Source organism: Streptomyces sp. NPDC045026 (assembly GCF_056432625.1).
On sequence record NZ_JBWKIS010000007.1, the window covers coordinates 190705 to 217109 of the forward strand.

General features: G+C 72.4%; 17 protein-coding genes and 1 pseudogene. 10 read left to right on the plus strand and 8 right to left on the minus strand.

What is annotated here, in order from left to right; translation table 11 throughout:
• The first annotated feature begins 24 nt into the window (after window positions 1-24).
• From AC07EJ_RS17985 to AC07EJ_RS18005, 5 genes are all read left to right on the plus strand, one after another.
• A complete protein-coding gene (locus AC07EJ_RS17985; protein ID WP_393582053.1) occupies window positions 25-1341 on the plus strand; it encodes a hypothetical protein in 1317 nt (438 codons plus the stop codon).
• Window positions 1338-3941 carry a serine/threonine-protein kinase gene (locus tag AC07EJ_RS17990; protein ID WP_478884495.1) on the plus strand — a complete coding sequence of 868 codons (2604 nt, stop codon included), beginning with the start codon at window positions 1338-1340 and terminating at the stop codon, window positions 3939-3941. The genes AC07EJ_RS17985 and AC07EJ_RS17990 overlap by 4 nt, the downstream gene beginning before the upstream one ends.
• Before the next feature lie 4 nt (window positions 3942-3945).
• Window positions 3946-5292, plus strand: a complete 1347-nt coding sequence (locus tag AC07EJ_RS17995) for a PP2C family protein-serine/threonine phosphatase (RefSeq protein WP_389477353.1) — start codon at window positions 3946-3948, stop codon at window positions 5290-5292.
• 80 nt (window positions 5293-5372) lie between these two features.
• Entirely contained in the window at window positions 5373-6725 is a 1353-nt protein-coding gene (locus tag AC07EJ_RS18000) for a vWA domain-containing protein (protein ID WP_389477351.1), read from the plus strand.
• Between the two features lie 35 nt (window positions 6726-6760).
• Entirely contained in the window at window positions 6761-8008 is a 1248-nt protein-coding gene (locus AC07EJ_RS18005; protein WP_478884496.1) for an FHA domain-containing protein, read from the plus strand.
• 11 nt (window positions 8009-8019) lie between these two features.
• On the opposite strand, the gene AC07EJ_RS18010 is transcribed toward AC07EJ_RS18005, so the two are convergent.
• Window positions 8020-9006, minus strand: coding sequence for a methyltransferase domain-containing protein (locus AC07EJ_RS18010; protein WP_478884497.1), 987 nt, complete (start codon window positions 9004-9006; stop codon window positions 8020-8022).
• A gap of 224 nt (window positions 9007-9230) precedes the next feature.
• Here AC07EJ_RS18010 and AC07EJ_RS18015 point away from each other — a divergent pair, with 224 nt between their 5' ends.
• From AC07EJ_RS18015 to AC07EJ_RS18030, 4 genes are all read left to right on the plus strand, one after another.
• Entirely contained in the window at window positions 9231-9635 is a 405-nt protein-coding gene (locus tag AC07EJ_RS18015; RefSeq protein ID WP_478884498.1) for a globin, read from the plus strand.
• A gap of 126 nt (window positions 9636-9761) precedes the next feature.
• Entirely contained in the window at window positions 9762-13100 is a 3339-nt protein-coding gene (locus tag AC07EJ_RS18020; protein ID WP_478884499.1) for an ABC transporter permease, read from the plus strand.
• Window position 13101: 1 nt separating this feature from the next.
• Window positions 13102-15876: an FtsX-like permease family protein gene (locus AC07EJ_RS18025; RefSeq protein ID WP_478884500.1), complete on the plus strand. Its 2775-nt coding sequence runs from the start codon at window positions 13102-13104 to the stop codon at window positions 15874-15876.
• Between the two features lie 91 nt (window positions 15877-15967).
• Entirely contained in the window at window positions 15968-16924 is a 957-nt protein-coding gene (locus tag AC07EJ_RS18030; protein WP_389477338.1) for an ABC transporter ATP-binding protein, read from the plus strand.
• Window positions 16925-16959: 35 nt separating this feature from the next.
• Here the strand turns inward: AC07EJ_RS18030 and AC07EJ_RS18035 are convergent, their stop codons facing one another.
• The 4 genes from AC07EJ_RS18035 to AC07EJ_RS18050 all read right to left on the minus strand — a co-directional run bounded on the left by AC07EJ_RS18035 (window position 16960) and on the right by AC07EJ_RS18050 (window position 20938).
• A complete protein-coding gene (locus tag AC07EJ_RS18035; protein ID WP_389477336.1) occupies window positions 16960-17634 on the minus strand; it encodes a DUF8185 domain-containing protein in 675 nt (224 codons plus the stop codon).
• Window positions 17631-18071 carry an acyl-CoA thioesterase gene (locus AC07EJ_RS18040; RefSeq protein ID WP_393582244.1) on the minus strand — a complete coding sequence of 147 codons (441 nt, stop codon included), beginning with the start codon at window positions 18069-18071 and terminating at the stop codon, window positions 17631-17633. The genes AC07EJ_RS18035 and AC07EJ_RS18040 overlap by 4 nt, the downstream gene beginning before the upstream one ends.
• Complete coding sequence (gene ettA / locus AC07EJ_RS18045) at window positions 18071-19735, minus strand: energy-dependent translational throttle protein EttA (RefSeq protein ID WP_326712961.1); 1665 nt, start codon at window positions 19733-19735, stop codon at window positions 18071-18073. The genes AC07EJ_RS18040 and ettA overlap by 1 nt, the downstream gene beginning before the upstream one ends.
• Window positions 19736-20323: 588 nt before the next feature.
• On the minus strand, window positions 20324-20938 hold the full coding sequence (locus AC07EJ_RS18050) for a hypothetical protein (protein WP_389477334.1): 615 nt from the start codon (window positions 20936-20938) through the stop codon (window positions 20324-20326).
• A gap of 291 nt (window positions 20939-21229) precedes the next feature.
• Between AC07EJ_RS18050 and AC07EJ_RS18055 the strand changes: the two are divergent.
• Window positions 21230-21740: pseudogene (locus AC07EJ_RS18055) on the plus strand (tyrosine-type recombinase/integrase); the annotation flags it as partial.
• Between the two features lie 341 nt (window positions 21741-22081).
• On the opposite strand, the gene AC07EJ_RS18060 reads toward AC07EJ_RS18055, so the two are convergent.
• The 3 genes from AC07EJ_RS18060 to AC07EJ_RS18070 form a co-directional block, all read right to left on the minus strand.
• Window positions 22082-23497 (minus strand): Cys-Gln thioester bond-forming surface protein, encoded by a 1416-nt coding sequence (locus AC07EJ_RS18060; protein ID WP_393582062.1) that lies wholly within the window; start codon window positions 23495-23497, stop codon window positions 22082-22084.
• Between the two features lie 322 nt (window positions 23498-23819).
• On the minus strand, window positions 23820-24353 hold the full coding sequence (locus AC07EJ_RS18065) for a single-stranded DNA-binding protein (protein ID WP_389477330.1): 534 nt from the start codon (window positions 24351-24353) through the stop codon (window positions 23820-23822).
• 192 nt (window positions 24354-24545) lie between these two features.
• On the minus strand, window positions 24546-26405 hold the full coding sequence (locus AC07EJ_RS18070) for a YfjP family GTPase (RefSeq protein WP_389477328.1): 1860 nt from the start codon (window positions 26403-26405) through the stop codon (window positions 24546-24548).

The following is a 26405-nucleotide window of genomic DNA, read 5'->3' on the forward strand; positions in this document are numbered from 1 at the left end:
CGATGTGAACGAAAGAGGTGATCGATGGGCGTCACGGGACCCCCCGGTCCGGTGATGGACCGGGACGAGGTGGACCGTGCGCTGGCGCGGCTCGGCGCGGAGCACGAGGCGATCGAGACGTCGCTGTTCGCCCTCCAGGACCACGCGGGCCGCAGACTCCTCGAAGGCGCGCGGCTGACCGGCACCACGCAGGAGCGCTGGGCCGCCGCGGACCAGGCGATCACCCTGCTGTGGACGTACTTCGACGCGTACACGGCCGCCCTGCGCTCCGCCCGCGAGATACGCGTGCGGCGCCGCTGGTCGAGCCGTGAGGACCTCGTCGAGCTGACCGAGCTGCTGCGCGGCGAGAGCGTGACCGTCCCCGGAAGCGGCCCCTCCACACCCGCCTCGCTCACCGGTCCGGCCCGGCTCAGCGACCGGTTCACGCTCGCCGACCTGGTGGAGCGGATGAACGGCCTGTACGCGAGTTCGCTGGACATGGTGGTCGCCGCCGACGCCGTCTGGTCGGCGCTCCCCGCCCGTATAGACCTCCTCGCCGCCGAGCTGGGCCGCACGCGCCAGCTCGCGCACTCCGTCGGCGTACGCCCGGGTGAGCACCCCTCGGGCGACGACCTGGAGCGGATCACGCACGCGCTGACGCGGCTGCGGGAGGACGTCGTGTCCGATCCGCTCGCGTACTGGCGTTCCGCGCCCGGCAGTTCGGCGCCCGGTGGTGGCCGGCCCGACACGACCGTGTACGACCGTGAAGCGCAGGCCCTGGAGGAAGTGCGCCGCGAGATCGACGCGGTGCTGACCGTGCGGCAGGACGCGGAGGTCCGGATCGGCAGGCTGCGGGACGTCCTCTCGCGCGCCGACCGCACGCTCGCCGAGGCGCGGTCCGCGCGGGGCGAGGTCCTCGCCAAGATCGCCGCGTTCGAGGTGCCCGCGGTCGGCGGCCCGCCGACGGCGCTCCAGGAACAGCTGGCGACGGCGGCCGAGTACCGCAGGTCCGCCCAGTGGCACCGGCTCTCACCGCTTCTGGAGACCCTGGAGACGAAAGCCGAGGACGAACTCCTGCGGGCACGGGAGTCGTTGACGGCGGTCACCCAGCCGCTGGCGGTCCGCGCCGAGCTGCGCGGCCGCCTCGACGCGTACAAGGCGAAGGTGGCGCGGCTCGGTTTCGCCGAGGACCCGCTGCTCGTGGAGCGTTACGACGCGGCCCGGCGGATGCTGTGGAGCGCGCCCTGCGATCTGCGGGCGGCCGAGGACGCGGTCCTGCGGTACCAGCGGGCGGCCGCCGACGTATTGGTCCCGCGGGTGCCCGAACAGGGCGGTCCCGCCGACCGGAGGGGGGAATCATGAGCGAGCAGCGGCAGTGCCAGCGTCCCGGGTGCGTGGGTTCGTACGAGGACATGGGCGGCGGGGAGCTGTACTGCGACACGTGCGGTCTGGCCCCCGTCGTCTCACCGACGGGCATGGTGGGGTCGTCGCCGACGGGCGTCACGGTCGGCGGGCGGGGCTCCAACAGCTCCAGTGCGCGCAGCAGTTCGCGGTCCTCGCGGGCCAGCTCGCGCTCCTCGTCGCGCTCCTCGCAGTCGCGCCGGTCGGTCTCGGGCCGTCTGTCGCGCTCCCTGTCGGGGCAGTCGACATCGCGCTCGGTGTCCGTGCGCAGCTCGGGCGCCTCTGCCGCGTCGTCCGGGCGCGGGCGCCTGGGCGTCGGCCTGGTCCAGGTGCCGGACGTACCGCGGCCCGACCCGCGGATGATGGTGCAGGAGAACCCCGAGGTTCCCGAGCGGAAGCGATTCTGCTCGCGCTCGGACTGCGGGGCACCGGTGGGCCGCGCGCGCGGCGAACGACCGGGCCGCACGGAGGGGTTCTGCACGAAGTGCGGCCACCCGTACTCGTTCGTGCCGAAGCTGCGCACGGGCGACATCGTGCACGGCCAGTACGAGGTGGTGGGCTGTCTCGCGCACGGCGGGCTCGGCTGGGTCTATCTCGCCGTGGACCGCGCCGTCTCCGACCGCTGGGTCGTCCTCAAGGGCCTCCTCGACACGGGTGACCAGGACGCCATGGCGGCGGCGATCTCGGAGCGGCGCTTCCTCGCCGAGATCGAGCACGCGAACATCGTCCGCATCTACAACTTCGTCGAGCACCTCGACCAGCGCACCGGCTCCATGGACGGCTACATCGTCATGGAGTACGTCGGCGGCAAGTCCCTCAAGGAGATCGCCAACGGGCGCCGCACCCCGGCCGGCAAGCGCGACCCGCTCCCGGTCGAGCAGGCCTGCGCCTACGGGATCGAGGCCCTGGAGGCGCTCGGGCACCTGCACAGCCGCAATCTCCTGTACTGCGACTTCAAGGTCGACAACGCGATCCAGACGGAGGACCAGCTCAAGCTCATCGACATGGGCGCGGTCCGCAGGATGGACGACGACGAGTCGGCGATCTACGGGACCGTGGGCTACCAGGCGCCCGAGGTCGCGGACGTCGGCCCCTCCGTCGCCTCGGACCTGTACACCGTGGCGCGCACGCTGGCCGTCCTGACCTTCGACTTCCAGGGCTACACGAACGTCTTCGCGGACTCCCTGCCCGACCCCGACAGCATCGAGGTCTTCCGCACGTACGAGTCGTTCTACCGGCTCCTCGTGCGCGCCACCGACCCCGATCCGGCCCGCCGGTTCGCGTCCGCGCAGGAGATGGCGGAGCAGCTCACGGGCGTCCTGCGCGAGGTCGTGGCCCTCCAGACGGGCCGTCCGCGCCCGGCCCTGTCGACGCTGTTCGGGCCCGAAGTCAAGGTCACGGACACGGAGTTGTTCGCGCGGTTGACGGGCGAGGTGTCGCGGCTCGGGGTCCGGGCGGAGCCGCCGCGGCGGAGAGGGCGCGGCGCGCAGCAGGCCGCATCCGCGCTCCCGCCGGCCGGTGTGCCCACCGCGCTCCCGGGCGCCCCGGGGACTCCCGGCGCTGCTCTCCCGCCCGGCACCCCCGGCACCCCCGGCACCCCGGGCTCGCTGGTGAAGCCGCTCAACGCCGCCGCCACCGCGCTCGCGCTCCCCGTGCCGAGGGTCGACCCCGGCGACCCGAACGCCGGGTTCCTCGCGGGACTCATGGCGTCCGCGCCGGGCGAGCTCATCACCGCGCTGCGCGCCGCGCCCGCCACCTCCTTGGAGCTGCGCCTGCGCGAGCTGCGGGCCCGCCTCGAAATGGGTGAACTGGTCTCCGCCGCCCATGCGTTGGCGGAGCTGGAGGCGCAGCACCCGGACGACTGGCGGGTCGTCTGGTACCGCGGGGTCGCGGCGCTCGCGACCGGCGACCACACGAACGCGGCCCTGTCGTTCGACGCGATCTACGACGCGTTTCCCGGCGAGCCCGCCCCGAAGCTGGCGCTCGGCGTGTGCGCGGAGGTGCTCGGCCAGCTGGACAACGCGGCGGAGTACTACCGCCTCGTCTGGGCCACCGACCCCAGTTACGTGAGCGCCGCGTTCGGCCTGGCCCGGGTGCAGCTCGCCGCGGCCGACCGGCACGGCGCGGTGCGCACCCTGGAGTCCGTACCGGAGTCGTCGATCCACTACACGGCGGCCCGGGTCGCCGCGGTGCGGGCCAGGCTGCGGCAGCGGATGGCCGAGGCGGCCGCCGCGCACGGGCCGCTGCTCGACGATCTGACGGCCGCGGCGGGCCAGGTCGAGGCGCTGGACGGGTTCGGCCTCGACGCGGTGCGCCGGGAGCAGTTGTCGACCGAGGTCCTCGGCACGGCGCTCGACTGGGTACTCTCCGGTAGTCAAGGTTCCGCTCCGCGCCAGGGACCCGTGAGGACCGTCGTGCTGGGGAACGACCTGGACGAGCGGGGGCTGCGTCTCGGCCTCGAGCGCTCGTTCCGGACACTGGCCAGGCTCGCTCAGGTTGGCGAGGAGAGGATCGAACTGGTGGAGCGGGCGAACCGTTACCGTCCACGGACGTGGGTGTGAGTTGATGTCGCAGATGCCTCGGCCGACGGCCATGTCGACGTGCCCCAGCTGTGAGGAGCCCCTCGAGTCGGGTGACCGCTTCTGCGGCGCGTGCGGGTACGACTTGTCGGCGGTGCCGGCCCCGCCGGACGACCTGCCGACTGTGACGCCGGTCGCGGACGGCGCGGCAGCGGCCGGGACGCCCGTCGTGGACTGGCCGTCGGCCCCCGAGCTCGACAGCTCCGACACCCCGGCGCCGGTGCATCTGCCCACCGACCTCCAGGGCACCGACTCGGGCGGCTCCGAACTGCCTTCGGCCGTGCGCTTCGACGGGGTTCCCGAGCAGGCCGGGGAGTCCGAGCATGCCGGGCAGTCCGCCGGCGCCGGCGACTACACGCTGCCCGCCCCCGATCCCCGTACGGCGCCGCCCGAGGCGCTCGCGACTCCTCCCGCGGGCACGAAGCTCTGCGTGGCGTGCCGGGCCGGACACGTCGACCGGGACGGCTACTGCGAGAACTGCGGGCACGCGCAGCCGCGCGAGCGCGATCACATGGAACAGGAGCTGGGCGCGGTCGCCGCGGTCAGCGACCGAGGGCTGCGCCACCACCGCAACGAGGACGCGTTCGCGATCGCGTCGGCCGCCCTGCCCGACGGGACGCCGTCCGTCGTCTCGATCGTCTGCGACGGCGTCTCCTCGGCGACCCGCCCCGACGAGGCGTCCCTGGCCGCGTCGCGCGCAGCGAGCGAGGCGCTCCTGGAGTCGCTGCCGCGCGGGACGCATCCTCAGCAGGCCATGCACGACGCGATCGTCGTGGCGGCCGAGGCGGTCAACGCCCTTGCGCAGGAGCCCGGTTCGGCCCACGAGCACGCCCCGCACCAGAACGCGCCCGCGTGCACGCTGGTCGGCGCGATCATCGCCAAGGACCTGCTGATCGTCGGCTGGGTCGGTGACTCGCGCGCCTACTGGGTGCCCGACGACCGCACGGCCCAGGCGGCCCGCCTCACCGAGGACGACTCGTGGGCGGCCCAGATGGTCGCCGCGGGCCTGATGAACGAGGCGGAGGCGTACGCGGACGAGCGCGCGCACGCGATCACGGGCTGGCTCGGCGCGGACGCGTACGAACTGGAGCCGCACACGGCCTCGTTCAAGCCGGACCGCCCCGGCGTGGTCGTGGTGTGCACGGACGGGCTGTGGAACTACGCGGAGGCCGCGGAGGAGATGGCCAGGGTCATCCCGGCGGATGCGGCACACCGGCCGCTGCACAGCGCCCAGGTCCTGGTCGGCCACGCGCTCGACGGCGGCGGCCACGACAACGTAACAGTGGCCGTGTTGCCGTTCCCCGTACCGCCCGCGGGGGCAGGATCGGCGTAGACCGGGCGGCGCGGGGAAGTCGCCGGGTCGTCGGGGAAGTTCCACGCAGGCGCACGAAGGTGTAGGGGGGACCAACAACCATGGCCAAGTTCTCGAAGTCGAGCGTTCCTCAGTTCTCGGTCGACGTCTATCAGAACGAGTTCCTGCCGGAGGGCGGCCGCGAGGTCAACGCGATCGTGACCGTGACGTCGACGGGTGGCGGCACGGTCGGCGGCGCGGTGGCCGCTCCGCAGTTCTACGCCGCGGGCCGGGGGGCCGACGCGGCGGTCGCGCTGATGGTCGACTGCTCGGGCTCGATGGACTATCCGCCGACGAAGATGCGCAACGCCCGTGACGCCACGGCCGCCGCGATCGACACCCTGCGCGACGGCGTGCACTTCGCGGTGATCGGCGGGACGCATGTGGCGAAGGAGGTCTACCCGGGCGGTGGCCGGCTCGCGGTCGCCGACGCGCAGACCCGCGACCAGGCCAAACAGGCGCTGCGCAAGCTGTCCGCGGGCGGCGGCACCGCGATCGGCACCTGGCTGCGCCTCGCCGACCGGCTGCTGTCCGCCGCCGACGTCCCCGCGTCCTCGGTGCGTCACGGCATCCTGCTGACGGACGGGCGCAACGAGCACGAGTCGCCCGAGGATCTGAAGGCCGCGCTCGACACGTGCGCGGGCCGCTTCACGTGTGACGCGCGCGGCGTGGGGACGGACTGGGAGGTCAAGGAGGTCACGGGGATCGCCTCGGCCATGCTCGGCACCGCCGACATCGTCGCCGACCCGGCCGGCCTGGCCGCCGACTTCACGCAGATGATGGAGACGGCGATGGGCAAGGAGGTCGCGGACGTCGCGCTGCGGCTGTGGACGCCACTCGGCTCCGAGATCAAGTTCGTGAAGCAAGTGGCGCCCACGGTCGAGGAGTTGACGGACCGTCGCATCGAGGCGGGGCCCCGCGCGGGCGACTACCCGACGGGTTCGTGGGGCGACGAGTCCCGCGACTACCACGTGTGCGTACAGGTCCCGAACGCCGAGCTCGGCCAGGAGATGCTGGCGGGCCGCGTGTCGCTGGTGATCCCGGGGGCCGACGGCGGCGTGCAGACCCTCGCGCAGGGACTCGTACGGGCCGTGTGGACGGACGACATGACGGCGTCCACGTCGATCAACCCGCAGGTGGCGCACTACACGGGCCAGGCGGAACTGGCACAGGTCATCCAGCAGGGTCTGGATGCCCGCAAAGCGGGCGATGCGGACGGGGCGACGGCCAAGCTGGGACGCGCGGTGCAGCTCGCCGCGGCCTCCGGGAACGCGGATACGGCCAAACTGCTCTCCAAGGTGGTGGACGTGGTCGATGCCGCGGAAGGTACTGTTCGATTGAAGGCCAAGGTCGCCGAGGCTGACGAAATGACCCTCGAGACCCGGTCCACGAAGACTGTCCGTGTCAAGAAGTGACGACGTAGCGAAGTAACGGAGGGGGAAGCGCCGACATGCCGACCTGCCCGAACGGACACCAGTCGGGTTCCGACGACTGGTGCGAGGTCTGCGGTCACCGCATGGCCGGTGCCGTGCCCCCGCCCCCTCCGCCCCCGGCCGCTGGTTACGGATACCCCCAGGGCGGCCAGACCCCGCCTCCCGGCTACGGCTACCCGCCGCCGGGGAACGCGGGGCAGCCCGCTCCGCCGCCCGGCGCCGGCCCCGAGCTGTGCCCGCAGTGCCGCACGCCGCGTGAGGGCGGCGCGCCGTTCTGCGAGGAGTGCCGGTGGAACTTCCTGACGAACACGGCCACGTCCTACACGCCGGCCGCACCGAACCCGCCGGCTCCCGGCCCCGGCCAGGGCCCCGCCGGCCCGAACCCGGCGCTCCGCTTCCAGCAGCAGCCGCCGCAGGGACCGGGTGACTCGTACGAGTACCAGGGCTCGCGGCCCTCGCAGATGAACCGGCCCGCCGAGCCGATCCCGCCGTTCGGCGGCGACCCGGCGCAGACCCCGCCGCCCCCGCCGGGCCCCCGCACGGGTGGCGCCCCGCAGGCGTTCCAGCAGCCGGGGCCGCCGGCGCCCCCGCAGGCGTTCCAGCAGCCCGGCCCGCCGGCCCCGCCCGCGTTCCCGCAGGAGACCGGCCGCCCGCAGGGTCCGCCGCCGCCTCCGCCGCCTCCGCCGGGCCCGTCGGGTCCGTCCTTCGGCGGCGGTGACGACTGGGTGCTCTCGCCCCCGTCGGCCCCGGCTCAGCAGGGTCCCGGCGCGACCGAGGCGCCGGGCGCTCCGCAGGGCTTCCCGCCACCGCAGCAGACCCAGGCTCCGCAGGCGCCCCAGGGTTTCCAGCAGCAGCAGCCGGTGTCCTGGAGCGCGACGATCGGCCCGGACCGCGAATACTTCATGGCGATGATGCACCGCAGCGGGCCCGAGGCCTCGGGCCTGAACCTGCCCGCGTACTCGCCCGAGCAGCAGCGCCGGCTCACCGGGAACCAGTTGACGATCGGCCGTCGCCGCCACTCCACGGGCGACACCCCCGACATCGATCTGTCGGTGCCTCCGGAGGACCCGGGCGTCTCGCACCAGCACGCCGTGCTGGTGCAGCAGCCGGACGGATCATGGGCGGTCGTCGACCAGAACTCGACGAACGGCACCACGGTCAACGGCGGCGACGAGCCCATCCAGCCGTTCGTCCCGGTGCCGCTCCAGGACGGCGACCGGGTACACGTGGGCGCCTGGACGACGATCACGATCCACCGGGGCTAGCCCCTCCGCGTCTACATCCGGTCCGGCCGCAGTGACCAGGCGTACGGCCCTTCGGGGTCGTCCAGCCAGGCCCATTCGTGCTCACCGCTGACCGTGACGCCGAACCGTTCCCGCGCAGGCCGTCCCTCCCGCTCCCACAGGGCGAGGGCCTCGTGCGGGTCGAGCCGGCCCGCGGTCAGCGAGAGCAGGAACCGGAAGAGGTCGTCGGCGAGGACCCTGCGCGGCAGCCCGCCGATGTGCTGCACCGGTTCCTCGCCCTGCGTCGCGCCGCGCAGGGGCACGAAGTAGGCGGGCGTGTGCAGGAAGCGGCCCTCGGCGTGGCCGGCCTCGCGCACGGTGAGCAGGATCAGGCCGGTCGCGAGGGGCGCCAGGATGCGCGCCCCCGGCCGGCACTGCGCGGGCCAGGCGCTGGGCACGGACCGCAGCGCGCAGGTCGCGATGATGCGGTCGTACGGGGCATGCTCGGGGCAGCCGGTCGCACCGTCGCCCGTGACGACGGCGGGCCGGAAGCCCACGGCGGCGAGGTGCCGGCGTGCCGACTCGGTGATCTCCGGGTCCAGGTCGATCGTGGTGACGTTCTCGTCGCCGACGCGGCGGGCGAGCAGCGCCGCGTTGTAGCCGGTGCCCGCGCCGATCTCCAGGACGCGGTTCCCCTCGCGTACGTCCAGTTCGACGAGCATCCGCGCCATCAGGGACGGCTGGCTGCTGGACGACACCAGCTCCCCGTCGCGCACCCGGCTGGCGAGCGGCTCGTCGGCGTAGGCTCCGCGCAGCCAGCGCTCCCGCTGCCGCGGGTCGGGGTCCTCGCACCACAGCCGCCGATAGCCGGTCGGCGCCGGAAGGTAGTAGTAGGGCACGAACACATGGCGCGGGACCTGCTCGAACACATCGCGCCAGGCCGGGTCGCCGTCGAAGGCCCCGGTGACGGCGATCTCCCGCACGAGCGCGGCCCGCGCCGCGTCGGCTCCCGACTCCGGGTCCGTGCCCTGTGCGCCCATACGTCCACTGTGCTGTGCCGGGGACGTAAGAGCGAGCCCCCGTCCGGGGTGTACACGGGTGCGGGATGGGCAGGGCCGCTGTCCGGGCAGGGCCTAAGCCCCAAGTCCTCGTCCCGGTCGTCTGAGACGATGTACGAGTGCTGCATTTTCCGGGGGACAACCCCCGGACCCCCGGCCGGACAGGCATCGGGGTGACCCGAGCGAGACTTGTGAGGCCAAGCGACGTGACCGAGATTCCGCGCGGCACGCTTCAGGAGCAGACCTTCTACGAGCAGGTCGGCGGCGAGGAGACCTTCCGGCGCCTGGTCCACCGCTTCTACGAGGGGGTCGCCCAGGACCCGCTGCTGCGGCCGATGTACCCGGAGGAGGATCTGGGTCCGGCCGAGGAGCGCCTCGTGCTGTTCCTGATGCAGTACTGGGGCGGGCCCCGCACCTACAGCGACCACCGGGGCCACCCTCGTCTGCGGATGCGGCACGCGCCGTTCACCGTGGACCGGGCGGCGCACGACGCGTGGCTGCGGCACATGCGAACGGCGGTCGACGAGCTCGGCCTGGCCGAGGAGCACGAGCACACGCTGTGGAACTACCTGGCGTATGCCGCGGCTTCGATGGTGAACACGGCCGGCTGAGACGCCGTTATGCGATACGGCACCCCCGCTATCCGGTTCGAACCCCTTCCCCAACTCCGTTCGCTCTGAAAGCATCCGGACAGACTTTCGGGGGATGTACGGCGTAGAGCGGGTACGGGGGCAGGGGTGTCGGGATTTGTCCTACTCAGGGTGCGTGCGCACCGGTTGCTCCTGACGGCTGCGCTTCTCGCGGTCCTGCTGACGACGTCCGTTCTCGCGATGCTCAGCGCCTTCTCGGGCGCGATCGGTGACGCCGCCCTGCGGAACTCGCTGCGTACCCGCGATGCCGCGACCACCGCCCTGACCGTCAAGGCCGACGTGCCCGCCGAGGGCCGCGAGGCGGCGGACGCCGCGATCCGCTCCGGGGCGCGGGACACCTTCGGCGGTCTGCCGGTGCGCGTGCAGACCCTGATGAGGTCGGGCCCGTACGCGCTGCCGCGCTCGCTCCAGCCGCCCGCCGCCCGCTCCGGGAACCCCGACCTGACCCAGTTCGCGGCGCTGGAGCGCGGCGAGGTCCGGATCACGAAGGGGCGCGCCCCCAAGGCGGCGAAAGGATCCAAGGCCCCCGTCGAGGCGGCGCTCCCCGAGGCCGCCACCCAGCAGCTGAAGCTGCGCCCCGGCGACAGGCTCACCCTGAAGGACCGCATCGGCGGCCCCACGGTGTCCGTCGTGCTCACCGGCGTATACCGGCCCCTCAGGCCGACCGCCCCCTACTGGAAGCTGGACGACCTCGGCGGGCGCGGCATCCAGAAGATCTCCTTCACGACGTACGGGCCCCTGCTCGCCGCCCCCTCCGACCTCGCGGCCGGCCGGGTCTCCGCCGGGAAGTCGGCCTGGCTGGCGAGCGCCGACTTCTCGTCGGTGACGACGTCGGACATCGACGCGCTGCGCACCAACGCCCGCGAAGGCACCAAGAAGCTGCTGCACGAGAAGGCGCTCGCGGGCACGACCGGGGTGAGCACCTCGCTGCCGGAGACCCTCGACCGGGCGGAGCGCGCCCTGCTCGTCTCCCGCTCGACCCTCCTCATCGTCGCGCTCCAGCTCGTCCTGCTCGCCGCGTACACGCTGCTCCTGGTGGCCCGGCTGCTCAGTACGGACCGCGCGGGCGAGACGTGGATGCTGCGGGCGCGCGGCGGTTCGCGGGCCAAGGTCACCTCGCTCGCCGCGATCGAGGCGCTGCTGCTCGCGCTGCCCGCCGCCGTGTGCGCGCCGCTCCTCGCGGGCCCGCTGATCCGGCTGCTGTCCTCCTGGGGCGCCCTGTCGCGGATCGGGCTGCGGCTCGACGTGGGGGCCGACCGCGGGGTGTGGCTCGTCGCCCTGGCGGTCGCGGTGGGCTGCGCGCTCGCCGTGACGGTGCCCTCGCTGAGCGCCGCGGGGCCCGAGCGCGGCCGGGCCAGGACGCTGCCCGCCCCGCTGCGGGCGGGCGCCGACGTCGGACTCCTGGTCATCGCGGCCGTGGCGTACTGGCAGCTGGACCGGCAGACGTCAGGTTCGGGCGCGCTCAGCAGCAACACCTCGGGCACCCTCGGCATCGACCCGCTCCTCGTCACGGCCCCCGCCCTGGCCCTGCTCGCCGGTACGGTCCTGACGCTGCGGCTGCTGCCGCCCGCCGCGAAGCTCGCCGAGCGGCGCGCGGCCGGCGGGCGCGGACTGCCGGCGGCGCTCGCGGGCTGGCAGTTCAGCCGCCGCCCACTGCGCGGCGCGGGACCCGTCCTGCTCCTCGTACTCGCCGTCGCCATGGGCATGCTGGCGATCGGCCAGGGCGCGTCCTGGAACCGCTCGCAGGAGGACCAGGCGGACTTCCGGGCTGGCGCCGCCATCCGCGTCCTCGCGCCGGGCGGCGGGCTCGGCCAGGCCGGGGCCTACGCGGCGGCTCCCGGCGTACGGGACGCCGCGCCCGCCGTGCGCACCACGATGCCCCTCAGCGGCAGCCGGGAGGCGACGCTCCTCGCCCTCGGCACGGCACACGCCACGGACCGCTTGCTGCTGCGCGACGACCTGTCGGAGAAGTCCCCGTCACGGCTGCTGTCGTCGCTGCGCACCGGCGACGACCGCTCGCCCGGCGTCGTGCTGCCCGCCGACACGGTCGGCGCCTCTCTCACGCTGCGCCTGAGCACGCCCGCCCGGCCGCACGACGCCTCGCCGTCCGATGTGAAAGGCACCGTCACCGCGACCGTCGAGGACCGCTACGGCATCCCGTACGACGTGTTCCTGGACGGCCTGCCCGCCGACGGGCGCGCGCACCGGCTCGCCATGGACCTCGGCGGGGGCGGCGGCTCCTCCCTCGACCGGCCCGCGGCCCCGCTGACCCTGACCGGCCTGGCCCTCGACATCAGCCAGCCCGTCACCGAGACGGTGAAGCACCGCCTGACCTTCGAGGGAATGCGGTCCGTGAACGCGGCAGGGGCGCAGCGGTCGCTGAAGCTGGGCACGCGGTGGCGGGCGTCCGTACAGGGCGGCGCGGAGGTAATCGGTGACAGCCGGCCGGGCGCCCCGGTGCTCGGGAGTCCGTCGGGCGGCCACGTGTCCGTCGGGTTCGACACCGGGCAGCTCAATCCGCTGACCATCCCGTTCGGGGCGCCGCCGAGCATGACCGTCGAGCTCACCGCGAAGCGCCCCGCGGTCAAGGAGGTCACCGCCGTGGCCACCGACCGCTTCCTCCACTCGTCCGGCACGAAGGTCGGGTCCACCGTCGCGGTGCGCGTCAACGGAACGCCCGTCAAGGTGCGGATCTCCGCGAGCGTACGCGCCCTGCCGACCACGGGACCCGAGGCCGGGGCCGACACCGGCACCGGCACGGACACCGGCCCCAAGTCGGCTGACGGGGGCGCCCTGTTGCTCGATCTGGGCACCCTGAACCGGGCGCTCGCCGACCGGCACAAGGAGCCCGTCCTGCCCGGCGAGTGGTGGCTGAGCACCGAGCCCGGCCGCGCCGCCGAGGCCGCCGCCGCGCTGCGCGCCCGCCCCGACGCCGACCCGGCGCAGGTCGTCGTGCGGTCCGAGATCGCCGAGACGCTGCGTGACGACCCGCTCGGCGCGGGACCGCAGTCGGCGCTCGCCGCGGCCGCCGTCGCCGCCGCCCTCCTCGCCGCGGTCGGCTTCGCCGTGAACACGGCGGGCTCGATGCGCGAGCGCGGCGACGAGTTCGCGATCCTGCGGGCGCTCGGCGCGTCCCGGCGCCGGCTCGCCCGCCTCGTCGCCGCGGAGCAGGGCATCCTGGTCGCGCTCGCCCTCCTGGTCGGGCTCGCCCTCGGCGCGTTCCTCACGAGGGCCGTCGTGCCGCTCGTCGTCCTGACCGGGCAGGCCACCCAGCCGATGCCCCGGGTCCTGGTCCAACTGCCCTGGGGACAGGTCCTGTTGCTCCTCGCGGGCGTCGCGGCGACGCCCGTCCTGATCACCGCGGGCCTCGCCCTGCGCCGGCCACCGGACGCCGCCGTCACACTGCGCCGTCAGGGGAGTGAGTGACATGACGCCACCGACCGTCGCCCCCTGGGTACGCACCCGCCTGCGCACCGCGCCCGGCGCCGCCTGCGCGCTCGCCCTCCTGGTCGCCCTCACCTCCTGCCTGGCCGCCGTGTTCCCGCGGGCCGTCCAGGACTACGAGGACGCGGGCCTGCGCCACGCGGTCTCGGCCGCGGCACCCCAGCGCACCGTCCTCGCACTCACCACCGCGCAGCCCGGCATCGAACAGGAGGCGGGCGCGCGGAACGAGATGATGCGCTCCGGCTCCATGAGCGCCGCGTACGAGGGCATCGTCAACTCCCTGAAGGCGCCCCTCGCCGTGGACAAGGCGCAGTCCTCGTACGGGCTGCGCACCACCGTGCAGCTGGCGGCCACCGACACATGGCTGCCGCAGCCCGACGGGCTGCCCGCCGAGTTCACCCTCTCCGCGCAGAGCGGCCTCGCCCGGCACAGCACGGTCGCGGCGGGGCGGCTGCCGCGCGCGACGGGCAAGGTCACCTGGAAGACGAACGAGGTGGAGGGCGCGGTGACGGCCGCGACCGCCGAGGCACTTCACATCAGGCCCGGTTCGGTGATCCATGTGCCCGCCCTGATGAGCGGCGTCGTGTCCGTGCGCATCACCGGTGTCCTGAAGGTGCGCGACCCCAAGGCGTCGTACTGGGCGGCCAATTCGGTCCTCGCCGTGCCCTCGCTGCGGCAGAACGACGGGAAGCCTCCCAAGCAGTTCTGGCTCGGCGGGCTCCTCCTCGCGCCCGACGCCGCGCCCGCGCTGCTGGGCACGGCCGGTGACCCCGAGCAGTTCTGGCAGCTCGCGCCCGACCTGGGCTCCCTCGACGCACGGACGATGCCCGCCCTCAAGTCCGCCGTCTCCTACACGAGGGACGGCCCGGGTCTGCTCGCGGTGCGCGGGGCCACGGGCGGTGACACCGAGGTCGCCACCGGCCTCGACGCGTTCATCACCGGCTACCAGGAACTGCGGTCCCGCATCGGCCCGGTGGTCTCCGTCGCCGCGTACGGCACCGGCACGGTCGCCTGCATCGTGCTCCTGATGGCGGGGGGCCTGGTCGCCGAGCGACGCCGCGCCGAGTTCACCGTCCTGCGCTCGCGTGGCGGTTCGGTGCGCGGGCTCACCGGGCGGCTGCTCGCCGAGACGGCGGTCGTGGCGGTGCCCGCGGGCGCGGCCGGACTCGCGCTCGCGCTGGTCGCCGTCCCGCACGGCAGCGCGCGGCCCGCCGTGCTAGCGGCCGCCGCGGTCGTCCTGCTCACCTGCCTCGCGCTGCCCCTGCGGGCCGCCGCCGCGCACCGCCGCGTCCAGGTGGGCGGCGCGCGCGACGACCTCGCCCACGCGCGCCCCTCGCGCCGCCGCACCGTCGCCGAACTCACCCTGCTCGTCCTGGCCGTCGCCTCCATCGTGGCGCTGCGCCGCCGGGGCACGGGCGACGGCGGGAACAGCCTGGTGGCGCTCGCGCCGGTCCTGGTCGGTGTCGTCGCCGCGTTCGTCCTCGTGCGCGTGTATCCGCTGCCGCTGCGCTGGCTGGCCCGCCCCGCCGGGCGGCTGCGCGGCGTCGTCGGCTATCTGTCGCTCGCGAGGACGGGCCGCGCGACGGCCGGTGCCGGTACGGCGGTACTCCCCCTGCTCGCGCTGCTCACGGCGCTGACGACGGCCGCGTTCGGCGGTTCGGTCCTCGCGGGCATCGACCACGAGCGGGACCGGGCCGCGGTCCTCGCGACCGGCGCGGACGCCCTCGTCGAGTCCGGCTCCGCGCTGCCCGGCGCACTCACCGGGCAGGTCCGGAAGATGCCCGGGGTGCGGGACGTGTCGCCGCTCACCCTGCGGTACGACGCGGAGCCGAAGGACGGCCGGCGCAAGGTGCCGCTCGCGGCCGTGGACACGCCGTCGTACGCGCGCCTGGCCGCCCGTACGGACCTCGGGCCGTTCCCCGCCGGCGCGCTGACGACGGACGCCGCGCGGACCGGCACCGCCGCGTCCCCGCTGCCCGTACTCGCCTCCCCCTCGATGAGGGACCTCTTCGGGACCGGCCCGTTCTCGCTGTGGATGGACGGCGAGGACATCGTCCTGCGCATCTCGGCGGTCCGTACGGTCACGCCCGCGTTGTCCGACGACTTCCTCGTGGTCGACAGGACCGCCCTGGCCCGCCGGGTCGGCATCGGCCAGGAGGCCAACAAGGACATCGCGTCCCGCTACCTCCCCACCTCCCTCCTCGTCACCGGCGACCACATCGACGGGACCGCCCTGCGCAAGGCCGCGGGCCCCGAGGTGTCGGTGCGGCTGCGCGCCACCGAACGCGCCCGGTACGTCGACTCGCCCCTCCAGACCGGTGCCGCCCGCGTCTACTCGGCGGCCGTCGTCATCGGCGCGGGTTACGCGGCCCTGACCCTGCTCCTCGCCCTGGCACGCGCCGCCCCCGAACGCACCGCGCTCCTCGCGCGCCTGCGCACCATGGGCCTCACCCGTAGCCAGGCCCGCCGCCTCCTCGTCCTCGAAGCGCTCCCCCAGGCCGTACTCGCCGCGGCGGGCGGCGCCCTCACGGGGTGGGCCGCGATCCGGCTCCTCGCACCGGGACTCGACCTGACGGGTCTGGCCCTGGCGACGGACGGTGACGGGGGCCCGGTGGCGCAGCTGCGCACCGACACCCTGTCGCTCCTGCTGCCCGCGCTGTGCGTCGTCCTCCTCGCCACGGCGGTGGCGGCCGGCCAGGCCTGGTGGGCCGGACGGCGGGGATTCGTACGGGAGTTGAGAGCGGGGGAAGCGTCATGAACCGATGCGGGCAACGGGCGTACGACTACGACCTCACGGCAGCGACAGGATCAGCCACGGCGAGGGCCGAAGGGACACCGGGAGAGACCTCATGACCACCACCGACCCCACACTCGCCGATCTCGAACGGCGCGCCGCGGCCCGGCGCGACCAGCCCGCGTACGGCCACGACGCCCTGATCACCTGCGACCGGCTGGTGCGGATCTTCTCCACCGACGGCGTCGAGGTGCAGGCGCTCCAGGGGCTCGATCTCCTGGTGCGCGAGGGCGAGTTGATGGCTCTGGTCGGCGCGTCGGGGAGCGGCAAGTCAACGCTGATGAACATCCTCGCGGGGCTCGACGAGCCGACGGCGGGAGCGGCCAAGGTCGCGGGCTGCGACCTGCTCACGATGGGCGCGAAGGAGCGCCTGCGCTATCGCAGGGACATCGTCGGCTTCGTCTGGCAGCAGACGGCCCGCAATCTGCTCCCCTATCTGACGGCAGCTCAGAACGTGGCGCTCCCGATGCAGTTGAGGGGCGGCACCAAGCGGTCCCAAAAGTCCCGGCGGGCCGTGGAACTCCTCGATCTGCTGGGGGTCGGCGACTGCCGCGACCGGCGTCCGCAGGCGCTGTCGGGCGGCCAGCAGCAGCGTGTCGCCATCGCGGTGGCGCTCGCCAACGAGCCGTCGGTCCTGCTCGCCGACGAACCGACCGGCGAACTGGACTCCCACACCGGCGAGCAGATCTTCGCCGCGTTCCGCACGGCGAACGAGGAGCTGGGCACGACGATCGTGATCGTCACGCACGACCAGACCGTCGCCTCCGAGGTCCGCCGTACGGTCGCCATCCGCGACGGCCGCACCTCGACGGAGGTCCTGCGCCGCACGGAGGTCGACGCGGCGACGGGCCAGGAGTCCCTGATCTCGCGGGAGTACGCGATGCTCGACCGTGCGGGCCGGCTCCAGCTCCCCGCGGACCACACGCGGGCACTGGGAATGCGGGACAGGGTGCTCCTGGAGCTGGAGGAGGACCACATCGGGGTGTGGCCGGACGACACCGAGCCGGGCTGATCCCCCTCCGGCAAGAGGGTGACCGGTGACGTCGGTCAGGCGGGCGTCACGGAGAGGCCGGAGATCCCGTTCGTACGGCGCAGCGCCACGGAGCCGTAGGCCGTGCGCAGCCGGAGCCAGGCGCCGCTGCTCAGGAGGTCGAGCGCGTCCCCACGGAGGAATCCGAGGGACTGGGCCGCGTGGGCGGCGCGCACCGGAACGCCGGTGTCGCCGACGGTCCGCGACCAGATGTCACGCCCGATCCGGTCCAGTTCGGCGCGGGTGCGCGCCTCGGGAGCCAACTCCTCGACACGCGCCTTGAATTCGGCGACAGCAGCCCGTACGAGTCCGCGTACGACGTCGACATCCGGGAAACCGGGAACCAGCTCCCAGCCGCCGCGAGGGGGCAGCACGCCGGCCCACGGAGGTCCGGTCACCGCGGCGGGCACGCGCGCGGTCCCGGCCCGCTCCTCGATCGACTCGAGCAGCTCACCGGCCGACACGGTCACGTCCAGCGAGCTGTCGAGCCCGTACTCGTACGGCTTCAGGAGGCGCGCCGTGCGGATCGCGAGCACCTCGAACGACGGCGGCCGCCCGAAGACGGCAAGGGCCTGTCCGCCCGCCTGGATCCGCACGGCGGCGGCCCGGTCGTAGTGCACGAGCCGGCCGAGGAAGGCGGCGAGATCCGCCCCTTCCCCGGCGTCGGCGAAGTGCAGCACGGGTGCCGTCATGCGGCCAGCGCCCCCGAGCCGCTGTCCGCGCTGTCGTCCACGTACTCCTGGAGGTACGCCCGCTCCTCGGCGGTGATCCGCCGGGGCCGCTGCGCCTCCAGGTTGAACGGCACGACCACGGTCGAGGCCCGCACGTAGAGCTGGTCCTCGTCCTTGATCTCGTACGCGATCGTGAGCGACGCGGCGCCGATCTTCGTCACCCACGACTCGATGGTGACCGGCGCGTGCCGGTGCACCAGCGGGCGTACGTAGTCGATCTCGTGGCGGGCCACGACGGACCCGCCGGAGAACGACGGCGACCCGTCCCCGGGCGCCAGCCGGAACATGAAGTCGATCCGCGCTTCTTCCAAGTACCGCACGAAGACAGCGTTGTTGACATGCCCGAAGGCATCCATGTCCGACCAGCGCAGGGGGCAGGCGTAGATGTGACGCACGATCAGCCTCGCGTCAGCTTCTTGTACGTGGCACGGTGCGGGCGCGCGGCGTCCGCGCCGAGGCGCTCGATCTTGTTCTTCTCGTACGACTCGAAGTTGCCCTCGAACCAGTACCACTTGGAGTCACCCTCGTAGGCGAGGATGTGCGTGGCGACGCGGTCCAGGAACCAGCGGTCGTGGGAGATGACCACGGCCGCACCCGGGAACTCGAGCAGCGCGTTCTCCAGCGACGACAGGGTCTCGACGTCGAGGTCGTTCGTCGGCTCGTCGAGGAGCAGCAGGTTGCCGCCCTCCTTGAGCGTCAGGGCGAGGTTGAGGCGGTTGCGCTCACCGCCGGACAGGACGCCGGCCGGCTTCTGCTGGTCCGGGCCCTTGAAGCCGAAGGCGCTGACGTACGCGCGCGACGGCATCTCGACCTGGCCGACGTTGATGTAGTCGAGCTCGTCCGACACGACGGCCCAGAGGGTCTTCTTGGCGTCGATGTTGGCGCGGCTCTGGTCGACGTAGGAGATCTTGACCGTGTCGCCGACCTTGATCGAGCCGTTGTCCGGCGTCTCGAGGCCCTGGATCATCTTGAACAGCGTGGTCTTGCCCGCGCCGTTCGGACCGATGACGCCGACGATGCCGTTGCGCGGCAGCGTGAACGACAGGTCGTCGATGAGGACCTTGTCGCCGAAGGCCTTGGAGAGGTTCTCGACCTCGACGACGATGCTGCCCAGGCGCGGGCCCGGCGGGATCTGGATCTCCTCGAAGTCCAGCTTCCGCATCTTGTCCGCCTCGGCGGCCATCTCCTCGTAGCGGGCGAGACGGGCCTTGGACTTGGTCTGACGCCCCTTGGCGTTGGACCGCACCCACTCGAGCTCTTCCTTGAGCCGCTTGGCGCGCTTCTCGTCCTTGCGGCCCTCGACCTTGAGGCGCGTGGCCTTCTTGTCGAGGTACGTCGAGTAGTTGCCCTCGTAGGGGAGCGCGCGGCCGCGGTCCAGCTCGAGGATCCACTCGGCGACGTTGTTGAGGAAGTAGCGGTCGTGGGTCACGGCGACCACGGCGCCCGCGTACTTCGAGAGGTGCTGCTCCAGCCAGTTCACCGACTCGGCGTCGAGGTGGTTGGTGGGCTCGTCGAGGAGCAGCAGGTCGGGGGCCTCGATGAGGAGCTTGCACAGCGCCACGCGGCGCTTCTCGCCACCGGAGAGGTTGTTGACCGGCCAGTCGCCGGGCGGGCAGCCCAGGGCGTCCATGGCCTGCTCGAGCTGCGCGTCCAGGTCCCAGGCGTTGGCGTGGTCCAGGTCCTCCTGGAGCTTGCCCATCTCCTCGAGGAGGGCGTCCGAGTAGTCGGTCGCCATGAGCTCCGCGACCTCGTTGAAGCGGTGGAGCTTCTTCATGGTGTCGGCGGCGCCGTCCTGCACGTTCTCCAGGACCGTCTTCGACTCGTCGAGCTGCGGCTCCTGCATGAGGATGCCGACGCTGAACCCGGGCGAGAGGTAGGCCTCACCGTTCGACGGCTGCTCGAGGCCCGCCATGATCTTCAGCACCGTGGACTTACCGGCACCGTTGGGACCCACGACACCGATCTTCGCGCCGGGAAGGAAGTTCAGGGTGACGTCATCCAGAATCACCTTGTCGCCGTGCGCCTTGCGCGTCTTGCGCATGGTGTAGATGAACTCAGCCAAGAGAAACCGTCCGGCAATCGATGTGTGGGCAGATACACCCCATCTTGCCTGACCGCCACCCCAAGGGGGAAACCAGAATGGTCAGGGGTCCATGACCTGGCCGTTCCTGGTTCGCCTCGGTAGCCGACCTGTCACTAGTTGTCGACGTCGGTCACCATTGAGCCCCTTCGCACGGCCCACAGACGGCCCACAGGCAAGGCAGCGAGCGGGCCGTCGCGGCAGCTTGTAGCTGCCGCGTGAGAGCCTCCCGGCCATGAGCTCGCCTGCCCCTCCGACGGGTGGATCAGCTCACCCTGGAGCGTCCCTCCCCCCCAGCTACATAAGCCTGGTGAGGCGGCCCCGTGGGTTCAAACCCCACACCCACCGCACAGGTTGAAGGCCCCTGACCAGCAATATCGGTCGGGGGCCTTCGTCATGCATGGTGCCTGCTGGTGACCGCGATTCTCCGTGAGTCCCCGGCCTACCGGGCACGGGAGGGGAACGCGGTTTCGTCGACCCTACGCCTGACTTCCGCGCGGATACCGAGCACTACAGACGCGAACAACAGGGCAAACTGGATGTCAGCTCTCCGCCCGGCTTCGCCGCAGCTCAGGGCGCGTTCAACCCGAAGGCCTGGTGGCTGTTGTTGCTCGCGCCGGGGCTGTTGATGTTGCTGTTCGTGGTGATGTTGTTGAACATCGGGATGACGCCGTTGAGGTTGATCGGCAGGATCGAGCCCCCGCCCCCGCTCCCTCCGTCGCAGTCGCCGCCGGTGATCGTCGTCGGGTCACTGGCCGAGTGGGTGAAAGTTTCTCCACCTTGGGCCTCGGTCTCGGTCTCGATGACCGTGACGGTGTTGCTGACGGAGCACGGTGCGTCGGCGGCGATGTTGACGGTGACGTTGAGTGGGGCACTGCCAGCGGCGATGAAGTTGAGGCCGTCCCCGCAGTGGACCGTCGTACCGCCATTAGTGATCTCACAAAAGGACGCGAGAATGCCTCCGAGGGCCGTGGCCCTGACACCCGTCGGAAGATTGTCCGTGACGTCCAGAATTCCGGTCGCACCTTCGCTGGTCAGCGTGATGGTGTAGACGCCTTGCCCTCCCCGTGCGAAGTTCCCTTCGTGGCTCTTGCTGACGCTCAACGTCGATTGAGCATGCGCGGGTGCGGCCAGGGCAAACGGCAACGCGACGCCCAGCCCCACCACCGTGCCGAGGGCGGACATCCGCCGCCTCAACCCGTGTCTTTTCATCGATGGTTTCTCCAGTCCGTGAGGGTCCGCTGCAGTCAGGCTCCGGAAGCGAGTGGAGGAGCCGACGCGGGGAACGTACTGACTGGCAACGACCCGTTGGTCAGCAAGCGACCTGAGAAACGTCTATTTCACTCGATTACCCCGTTTAAGCCTCCCGGACCGCCGAACAACCTACGGAGCGGCTTTGGCCGGCGTCCTACCCGGTTCGGGGTCGTGCGTGATCAACGGGCCGGCACTCGCGTACGGCGCCCCCTCCATCTCGCCTTCGCCCCACCCAAGCGCGGCAAGCTCCGCGATGTCCCCCTCGACCCTGAGGTGTCGACGGCGCTCACTGAGCACATGAAGGCGTTCCCGCCGGTCGATGTGACCTTGCCTTGGCTGACGCCGACCGGGCCTATGGTCACGCATCGACTCGTCTTCACAAGCGGCATCGGCGCCGCTCTCTGGAGCCAGGGGTTCAACGACCAGTCATGGAAGCCTGCGCTGGGCCTCCGCCGGGATCATCCCGGCCCCCGAGAAGGGGCAGCGCTACACGGCGGCCCGCGTACACGGCATGCACGCCCTGCGGCACTTCTACGCCTCGGTCCTTCTGGACGCCGGGGAGAACATCAAGGCGCTGAGTCTGTACCTCGGGCACAGCGATCCGGGGTTCACGCTCCGTGTGTACACGCACCTGATGCCAAGCAGCGAGACCCGGACCCGGAAAGCCATCAGTGCGATGTACCGGGCCACCGGTCACGCCCATGACGGCCCACAGACGGCCCAAGCCGCCTGACACGGCCCCTCATCGACGGGAAACCCGCTGGTGAGGGGCTGTTTCATGCCCTCGTTCGGCAGGTAACACCCCGTCTTGCCCAACCGCCACCCCATAGGGAAACCAGTGAGGTCAGGGGTCCAAGACATGGCTGTTCCTGGTTCACCTCGGTAGCCGACCCGTCACTGGTTGTCGACACTCGTTCTCGACGCCAGTCACCATTGAGCCTCTTCGGTACCCCACAAAGGGCGCCGGATTGCTCAAGGTCCCCATTCCTGGTGACGCTCCGAGCGTGCCCGGGAACGCATACGGCCCCGGCCGCCGTGGAGGCGGGCCGAGGCCGTGGTCAGGCGTGGTGGGGGTCAGTCCTGGGTCGGGGCCTTCTTCTTGCGGACCAGGAAGACCGCTCCGCCGCCGATCACCAGGAGACCGATGGCGATGCCCGCGATCATCGGGGTCGCGTTCGAGCTGCCGGTCTCGGCGAGGTCGCCGGCCTTGGTGCCGGTGCCGCCCACGGAGGCCGGGCTGGGCTGCGACGACGGGTGCTCACTGCCGCCCGTGCTGCTCTCGGTCTTGCAGTCGAGGACGCCCTTGAAGCGCTTCTCGAAGCCGTTCGGACCCTTGATCGTGAAGTCGTACGCCTGGTCCTCCTGCAGCGGGATCGTCACCGTCTGCGAGGCGCCGGCCGCGATGGTGTGCTCAAGGCCCATCAGCTTGAAGGTGAACGGCTCGTCACCCTTGTTGGTGGCCGTGATGTCCACGCCGCCCTTGGCGCAGTTCTTCTGGGCCGACAGCGCGGGGGCCGCGCCCTTCTTCGCCCAGTTCGCCGTGGCGGTCGCGGAGACCGTGGACTCGCTGGAACCGGCGAGGATCTGCGTCTGGCTGCGGGTCTCGGAGGCGAAGGCCCGGCCGACCGGCACGGTCGTCGACGCCTGCACCGTCAGCGCTGCCGTGCCGTCGGCGGCGCCCTCGGGGATGTCGAAGAACAGCTGCCCGCCGTCGGCGGCGGACGTCACGGGCTTGCCGTCCTTGTCGACGATCTTGACGCCGCTGGCGGCCGCGTCGGCGGGCGGCGTCACGCTCACGCCGGCGGCGTTCGTACGGACCGTGACCGGGCCGAGCCGGTCACCGGCGCGGCCGGAGACGGCGGAGGGCTCCAGGTTCAGCGAGGCCTTCGGCTCGGCGAGGGGCTGGGCGCTCTTCTGCAGGTAGTCGGCGAGCTTCTCTGCCGCGGGGCTGACCGCGTCCACGTCCGCGCCGTCCGAATAGCGCCAGATGGCGACCTGCGTGCCCGCCGCGGCGTCCTTCTCGGTGAGGCTGCCGGCGCCGGCCTTGCGGGCCAGCTCGGCGAGGTCGTTGACCTGGGGGTAGGAGTTCTGCAGGATCCAGCGGATCTTGCCCGCGTCCGCGTTCCCGTTCAGCGACGTGCCGCTCCAGGGGGTCTCCTGGTACTTGGCGTCCCGCTGGGTCGGGTTGTGGATGTCGATGCAGTACGTCTGCAGCGTGCCGCCGTTGTCGACGGACATCTCGAACAGTCCGGCGGAGACGGGCTGGTCCTGGCCGTTGTCGTGAATGACGGCCTGACCGTAGGTCTTGAGCCCGCCGATCGTGGCGGTCGCGCCGCCCTGCTGCTGGGGGGCCTCGTCCGCAGAGGCCGCACCAGCGCCGGATATCGCGGCGGTGGCCACGAGTCCGGAGACCAGGGCCGCCGCGGCGAGGCGGGCGGCGCCCCGCCCGCGTGGGGTGACCGCCGACAACACAGATACCGCAGAGAACACAGAATTCCCCTTCAGGCGGGAGACGTTGACACGAGGGGGGTGACGTCCCGCCGACAGAACGACGTGTGAATCAGGCGCTTGAGCAGACGTCCGAATCAATGGCCCCGTGGGCTACGCCCGGAATCTTAAAGAAGCCGCGCATCACAGGTCCCAGGTCAGAGCGGTATGAGGACGATCCGACTCGGAATCGTTATCGCCGCTAATGATTACGGCCCTGGCTTATCGACAAATCAACGGCATGGAACCGGTGTTCATTCGCCGATAAGCCGCACTTCGGGCCGCATTCGGGCCGCGCCCCGATGTGAGGGCTCGGCGGCCTCTTTCAGCCGACGGCGGCCGGTTCTCGCTCTTCGCTCTGCTCTTCGGGCTCCCCATGCTCTTCGGGCTCCTTGGGATCCCCATGCCCCTTGGGCTCCATGGGCTCTTTTCGGGAAGCACTCTCCCCTTGCGGCTCGATCTCGAACGACGGCTCGTCGGCGTCCGGTTGGCGCCCGGGCCGGCCCCGGTTACGCCGGAACGCGGTCGTCCCGCGCGACAGGTCGTGCCCGACCGTGGACGCCTGGATGTCCGCCGACGTCCAGTGCTGTCCGCCCCGCTCCTCGTCCCGCACCCTCAACCTGCCCTGGACGAGCACCGGTTCGCCGATGGACAGCGAGCCCTGCACATTCGTGCCGAGCGCGCCCCACGCCCACACCGTGAAGAAGTTCGTGTGTCCGTCCACCCACTCGTTACGCACCCGGTCGAAGCGCCGGGCGGTCGCCGCGAGCCTGAACCGCGACACGGGCCCCTTCGGCAGCTCCCGGTACACCGGCGTCGTCGCGACGTTCCCCACGACCGTCACCGTCGTCTCGCTCATATCGGCCCCCTCCCCTGCGCACGGACGCGTACGGGCCCGTCCCGCACGGACTCGTCCGTACCGCGTTCCCGGTCGGTTCCGGGTCGCGATCTCAGAGTGCCTGTGCCGGGACGAGCCCGCTGAAGGCTGTGTTCTACCGGCCGGTTGTGGAAAAACCCGTCAGTCGACCCGGGGGCGCGAGACCTCAGTAATTCACCCCGTCACCTTCACGTACTGCTCCCGGACCTCCCGGTACCGCAGCAGCTCGGCGGCCACCGGATCGAGGACGCGGGCCCGGCCGCACCCCGCCGCCGCCTCCCGCAGACGCCGTTCGGCGTCGAGCCCGTAACGCCGCGCGGGCCCCTTCGCCGCCATCCGGCACGACCACTCCACACCCGGTCCGCCCACGATCCCGCACAGCATCAGCAGCACCGGCACCCCGAGATTCGGGTCGAGGACCCCGATGATCTGCCCCAACAGCCACAGCCCGCCGACGACCTGAAGGATCGTCATGGAGATCTGGGCGAGGACCGCGACCGGCCACCAGCCGGGTCTCGGCAGCCGTGCGGGCGGCGCCCCCGCCGAGGCCGCCAGGTCGTCGAGCGCCTCCGGGAGCCCCTCGGCCCCCCGCGTCGCCGCCTCGCGCACCGCCTGCCCCCAGGGCCCCGGCAGCCCCGCCGACGCCCGCTCACCCACGATGCGCACGGCGTGCTCCACGCGCTGGCGCGCCGTCGCCTCGTCGTCGGAGGGCGAGGGCCTGGCCGTCAGCGTGGCGCTCGGGGTGCGCCGGCCCTCGTACCAGTGCCAGAGCCGCAGCCAGGGGGTGCCGCACGCCTTGTTGGCGTTGCGGCGCCAGGCACGTTCGGCCGCCTGTCCCGCCGCTTCGGCGCCCACGGCGTCGGCAAGCCGGTCGGTGAACTCCTCGCGGGCGTCCTCGCTGAGCCCGCTCTTGCGTCCGGTCGCGTAGACGGGCCGCAGCCGCAGCGCCGCCGCGTCGATGTCGGCCGCGATCCGGCGGGCGGCGGCACCCTGCTCGCGCGTGAACTGGTCGAGGGAATCGCGCAGTTCATCGACACCGTCACCGGTGAGCGCGGACAGGGAGAGCACAGTCGCGCCCGGTTCGCCGTGCTCGCCGAGCGCGATCCCGTCCTCGTCGAGGAGGCGACGAAGGTCGTCGAGTACGAGGTCGGCGGCCTCGCCGGGCAGCCGGTCCACCTGGTTGAGGACGACGAAGGTGACCTCCGCGTGGCCGGCCAGGGGCCGCAGGTAGCGCTCGTGAAGCATCGCGTCGGCGTATTTCTCCGGGTCGACGACCCAGATGACGGCGTCGACGAGCGCGAGGATCCGGTCGACCTGGTGGCGGTGCTCGACGGCCGCCGAGTCGTGATCGGGCAGGTCCACCAGGACGAGCCCCTTCAGCGGCGCGTCCAAGTCCTGGGGGCCCTGGCCCTGGAGAGGGCGGCGGCGCAGCCGGCCGGGGATCCCGAGCCGGTCGAGGAGCCCCGCCGCGCCGTCCGTCCAGCTGCACGCGATGGGCGCGGAGGTGGTGGGCCTGCGCAGTCCCGTCTCGGACAGGGGCACGCCGGCGAGGGCGTTGAAGAGGGTCGACTTGCCGCTGCCGGTGGCGCCCGCGATGGCGACGACGGTGTGCCGGTCGGAGAGCCTGCGCCGGGCGGCCGCCTGGTCGAGCACGTGGCCCGCTTCGGCGAGTGCCGCGCCGTCGACGCGGGCGCGGGAGAGGCCGACGAGTTCGCGCAGCGCGTCGAGGCGCTCGATGAGCTCCGCGTCGGCGCCGTGCAGCTCGTCCTCGTGGGCGTACTGGCCGGGTACGGCCTCGACGTCGAAGACGCCGGAGTCCGCGGCGCGCCGGGCGATGAGCCCGTCGTCCCAGACCCCGCCGCCGGAGCCGTCCGCGCCCTCCGGGGTCCGATCCACACGCCCGTCCGGTTCCGTGCCATCGGCGTGGTCGGTGTGATCGGCGTGATCCGTGTGGTCAGCGTGATCGGTGTGCTCGACCTGCTCGGCGTGCTCGGTGTGCTCGGTGTGCTCGGTGTGGTCCGTGACGGCGGTCAC

What these genes read in the sequence shown, in the direction of transcription:
- AC07EJ_RS17985 (WP_393582053.1), top strand. Translation starts at nt 25, where the DNA reads ATGGGCGTCACGGGACCCCCCGGTCCGGTGATGGACCGGGACGAGGTG.
- AC07EJ_RS17990 (WP_478884495.1), top strand. Translation starts at nt 1,338, where the DNA reads ATGAGCGAGCAGCGGCAGTGCCAGCGTCCCGGGTGCGTGGGTTCGTAC.
- AC07EJ_RS17995 (WP_389477353.1), top strand. Translation starts at nt 3,946, where the DNA reads ATGTCGCAGATGCCTCGGCCGACGGCCATGTCGACGTGCCCCAGCTGT.
- AC07EJ_RS18000 (WP_389477351.1), top strand. Translation starts at nt 5,373, where the DNA reads ATGGCCAAGTTCTCGAAGTCGAGCGTTCCTCAGTTCTCGGTCGACGTC.
- AC07EJ_RS18005 (WP_478884496.1), top strand. Translation starts at nt 6,761, where the DNA reads ATGCCGACCTGCCCGAACGGACACCAGTCGGGTTCCGACGACTGGTGC.
- AC07EJ_RS18010 (WP_478884497.1), bottom strand. Translation starts at nt 9,006, where the DNA reads ATGGGCGCACAGGGCACGGACCCGGAGTCGGGAGCCGACGCGGCGCGG.
- AC07EJ_RS18025 (WP_478884500.1), top strand. Translation starts at nt 13,102, where the DNA reads ATGACGCCACCGACCGTCGCCCCCTGGGTACGCACCCGCCTGCGCACC.
- AC07EJ_RS18030 (WP_389477338.1), top strand. Translation starts at nt 15,968, where the DNA reads ATGACCACCACCGACCCCACACTCGCCGATCTCGAACGGCGCGCCGCG.
- AC07EJ_RS18035 (WP_389477336.1), bottom strand. Translation starts at nt 17,634, where the DNA reads ATGACGGCACCCGTGCTGCACTTCGCCGACGCCGGGGAAGGGGCGGAT.
- AC07EJ_RS18050 (WP_389477334.1), bottom strand. Translation starts at nt 20,938, where the DNA reads ATGTCCGCCCTCGGCACGGTGGTGGGGCTGGGCGTCGCGTTGCCGTTT.
- AC07EJ_RS18065 (WP_389477330.1), bottom strand. Translation starts at nt 24,353, where the DNA reads ATGAGCGAGACGACGGTGACGGTCGTGGGGAACGTCGCGACGACGCCG.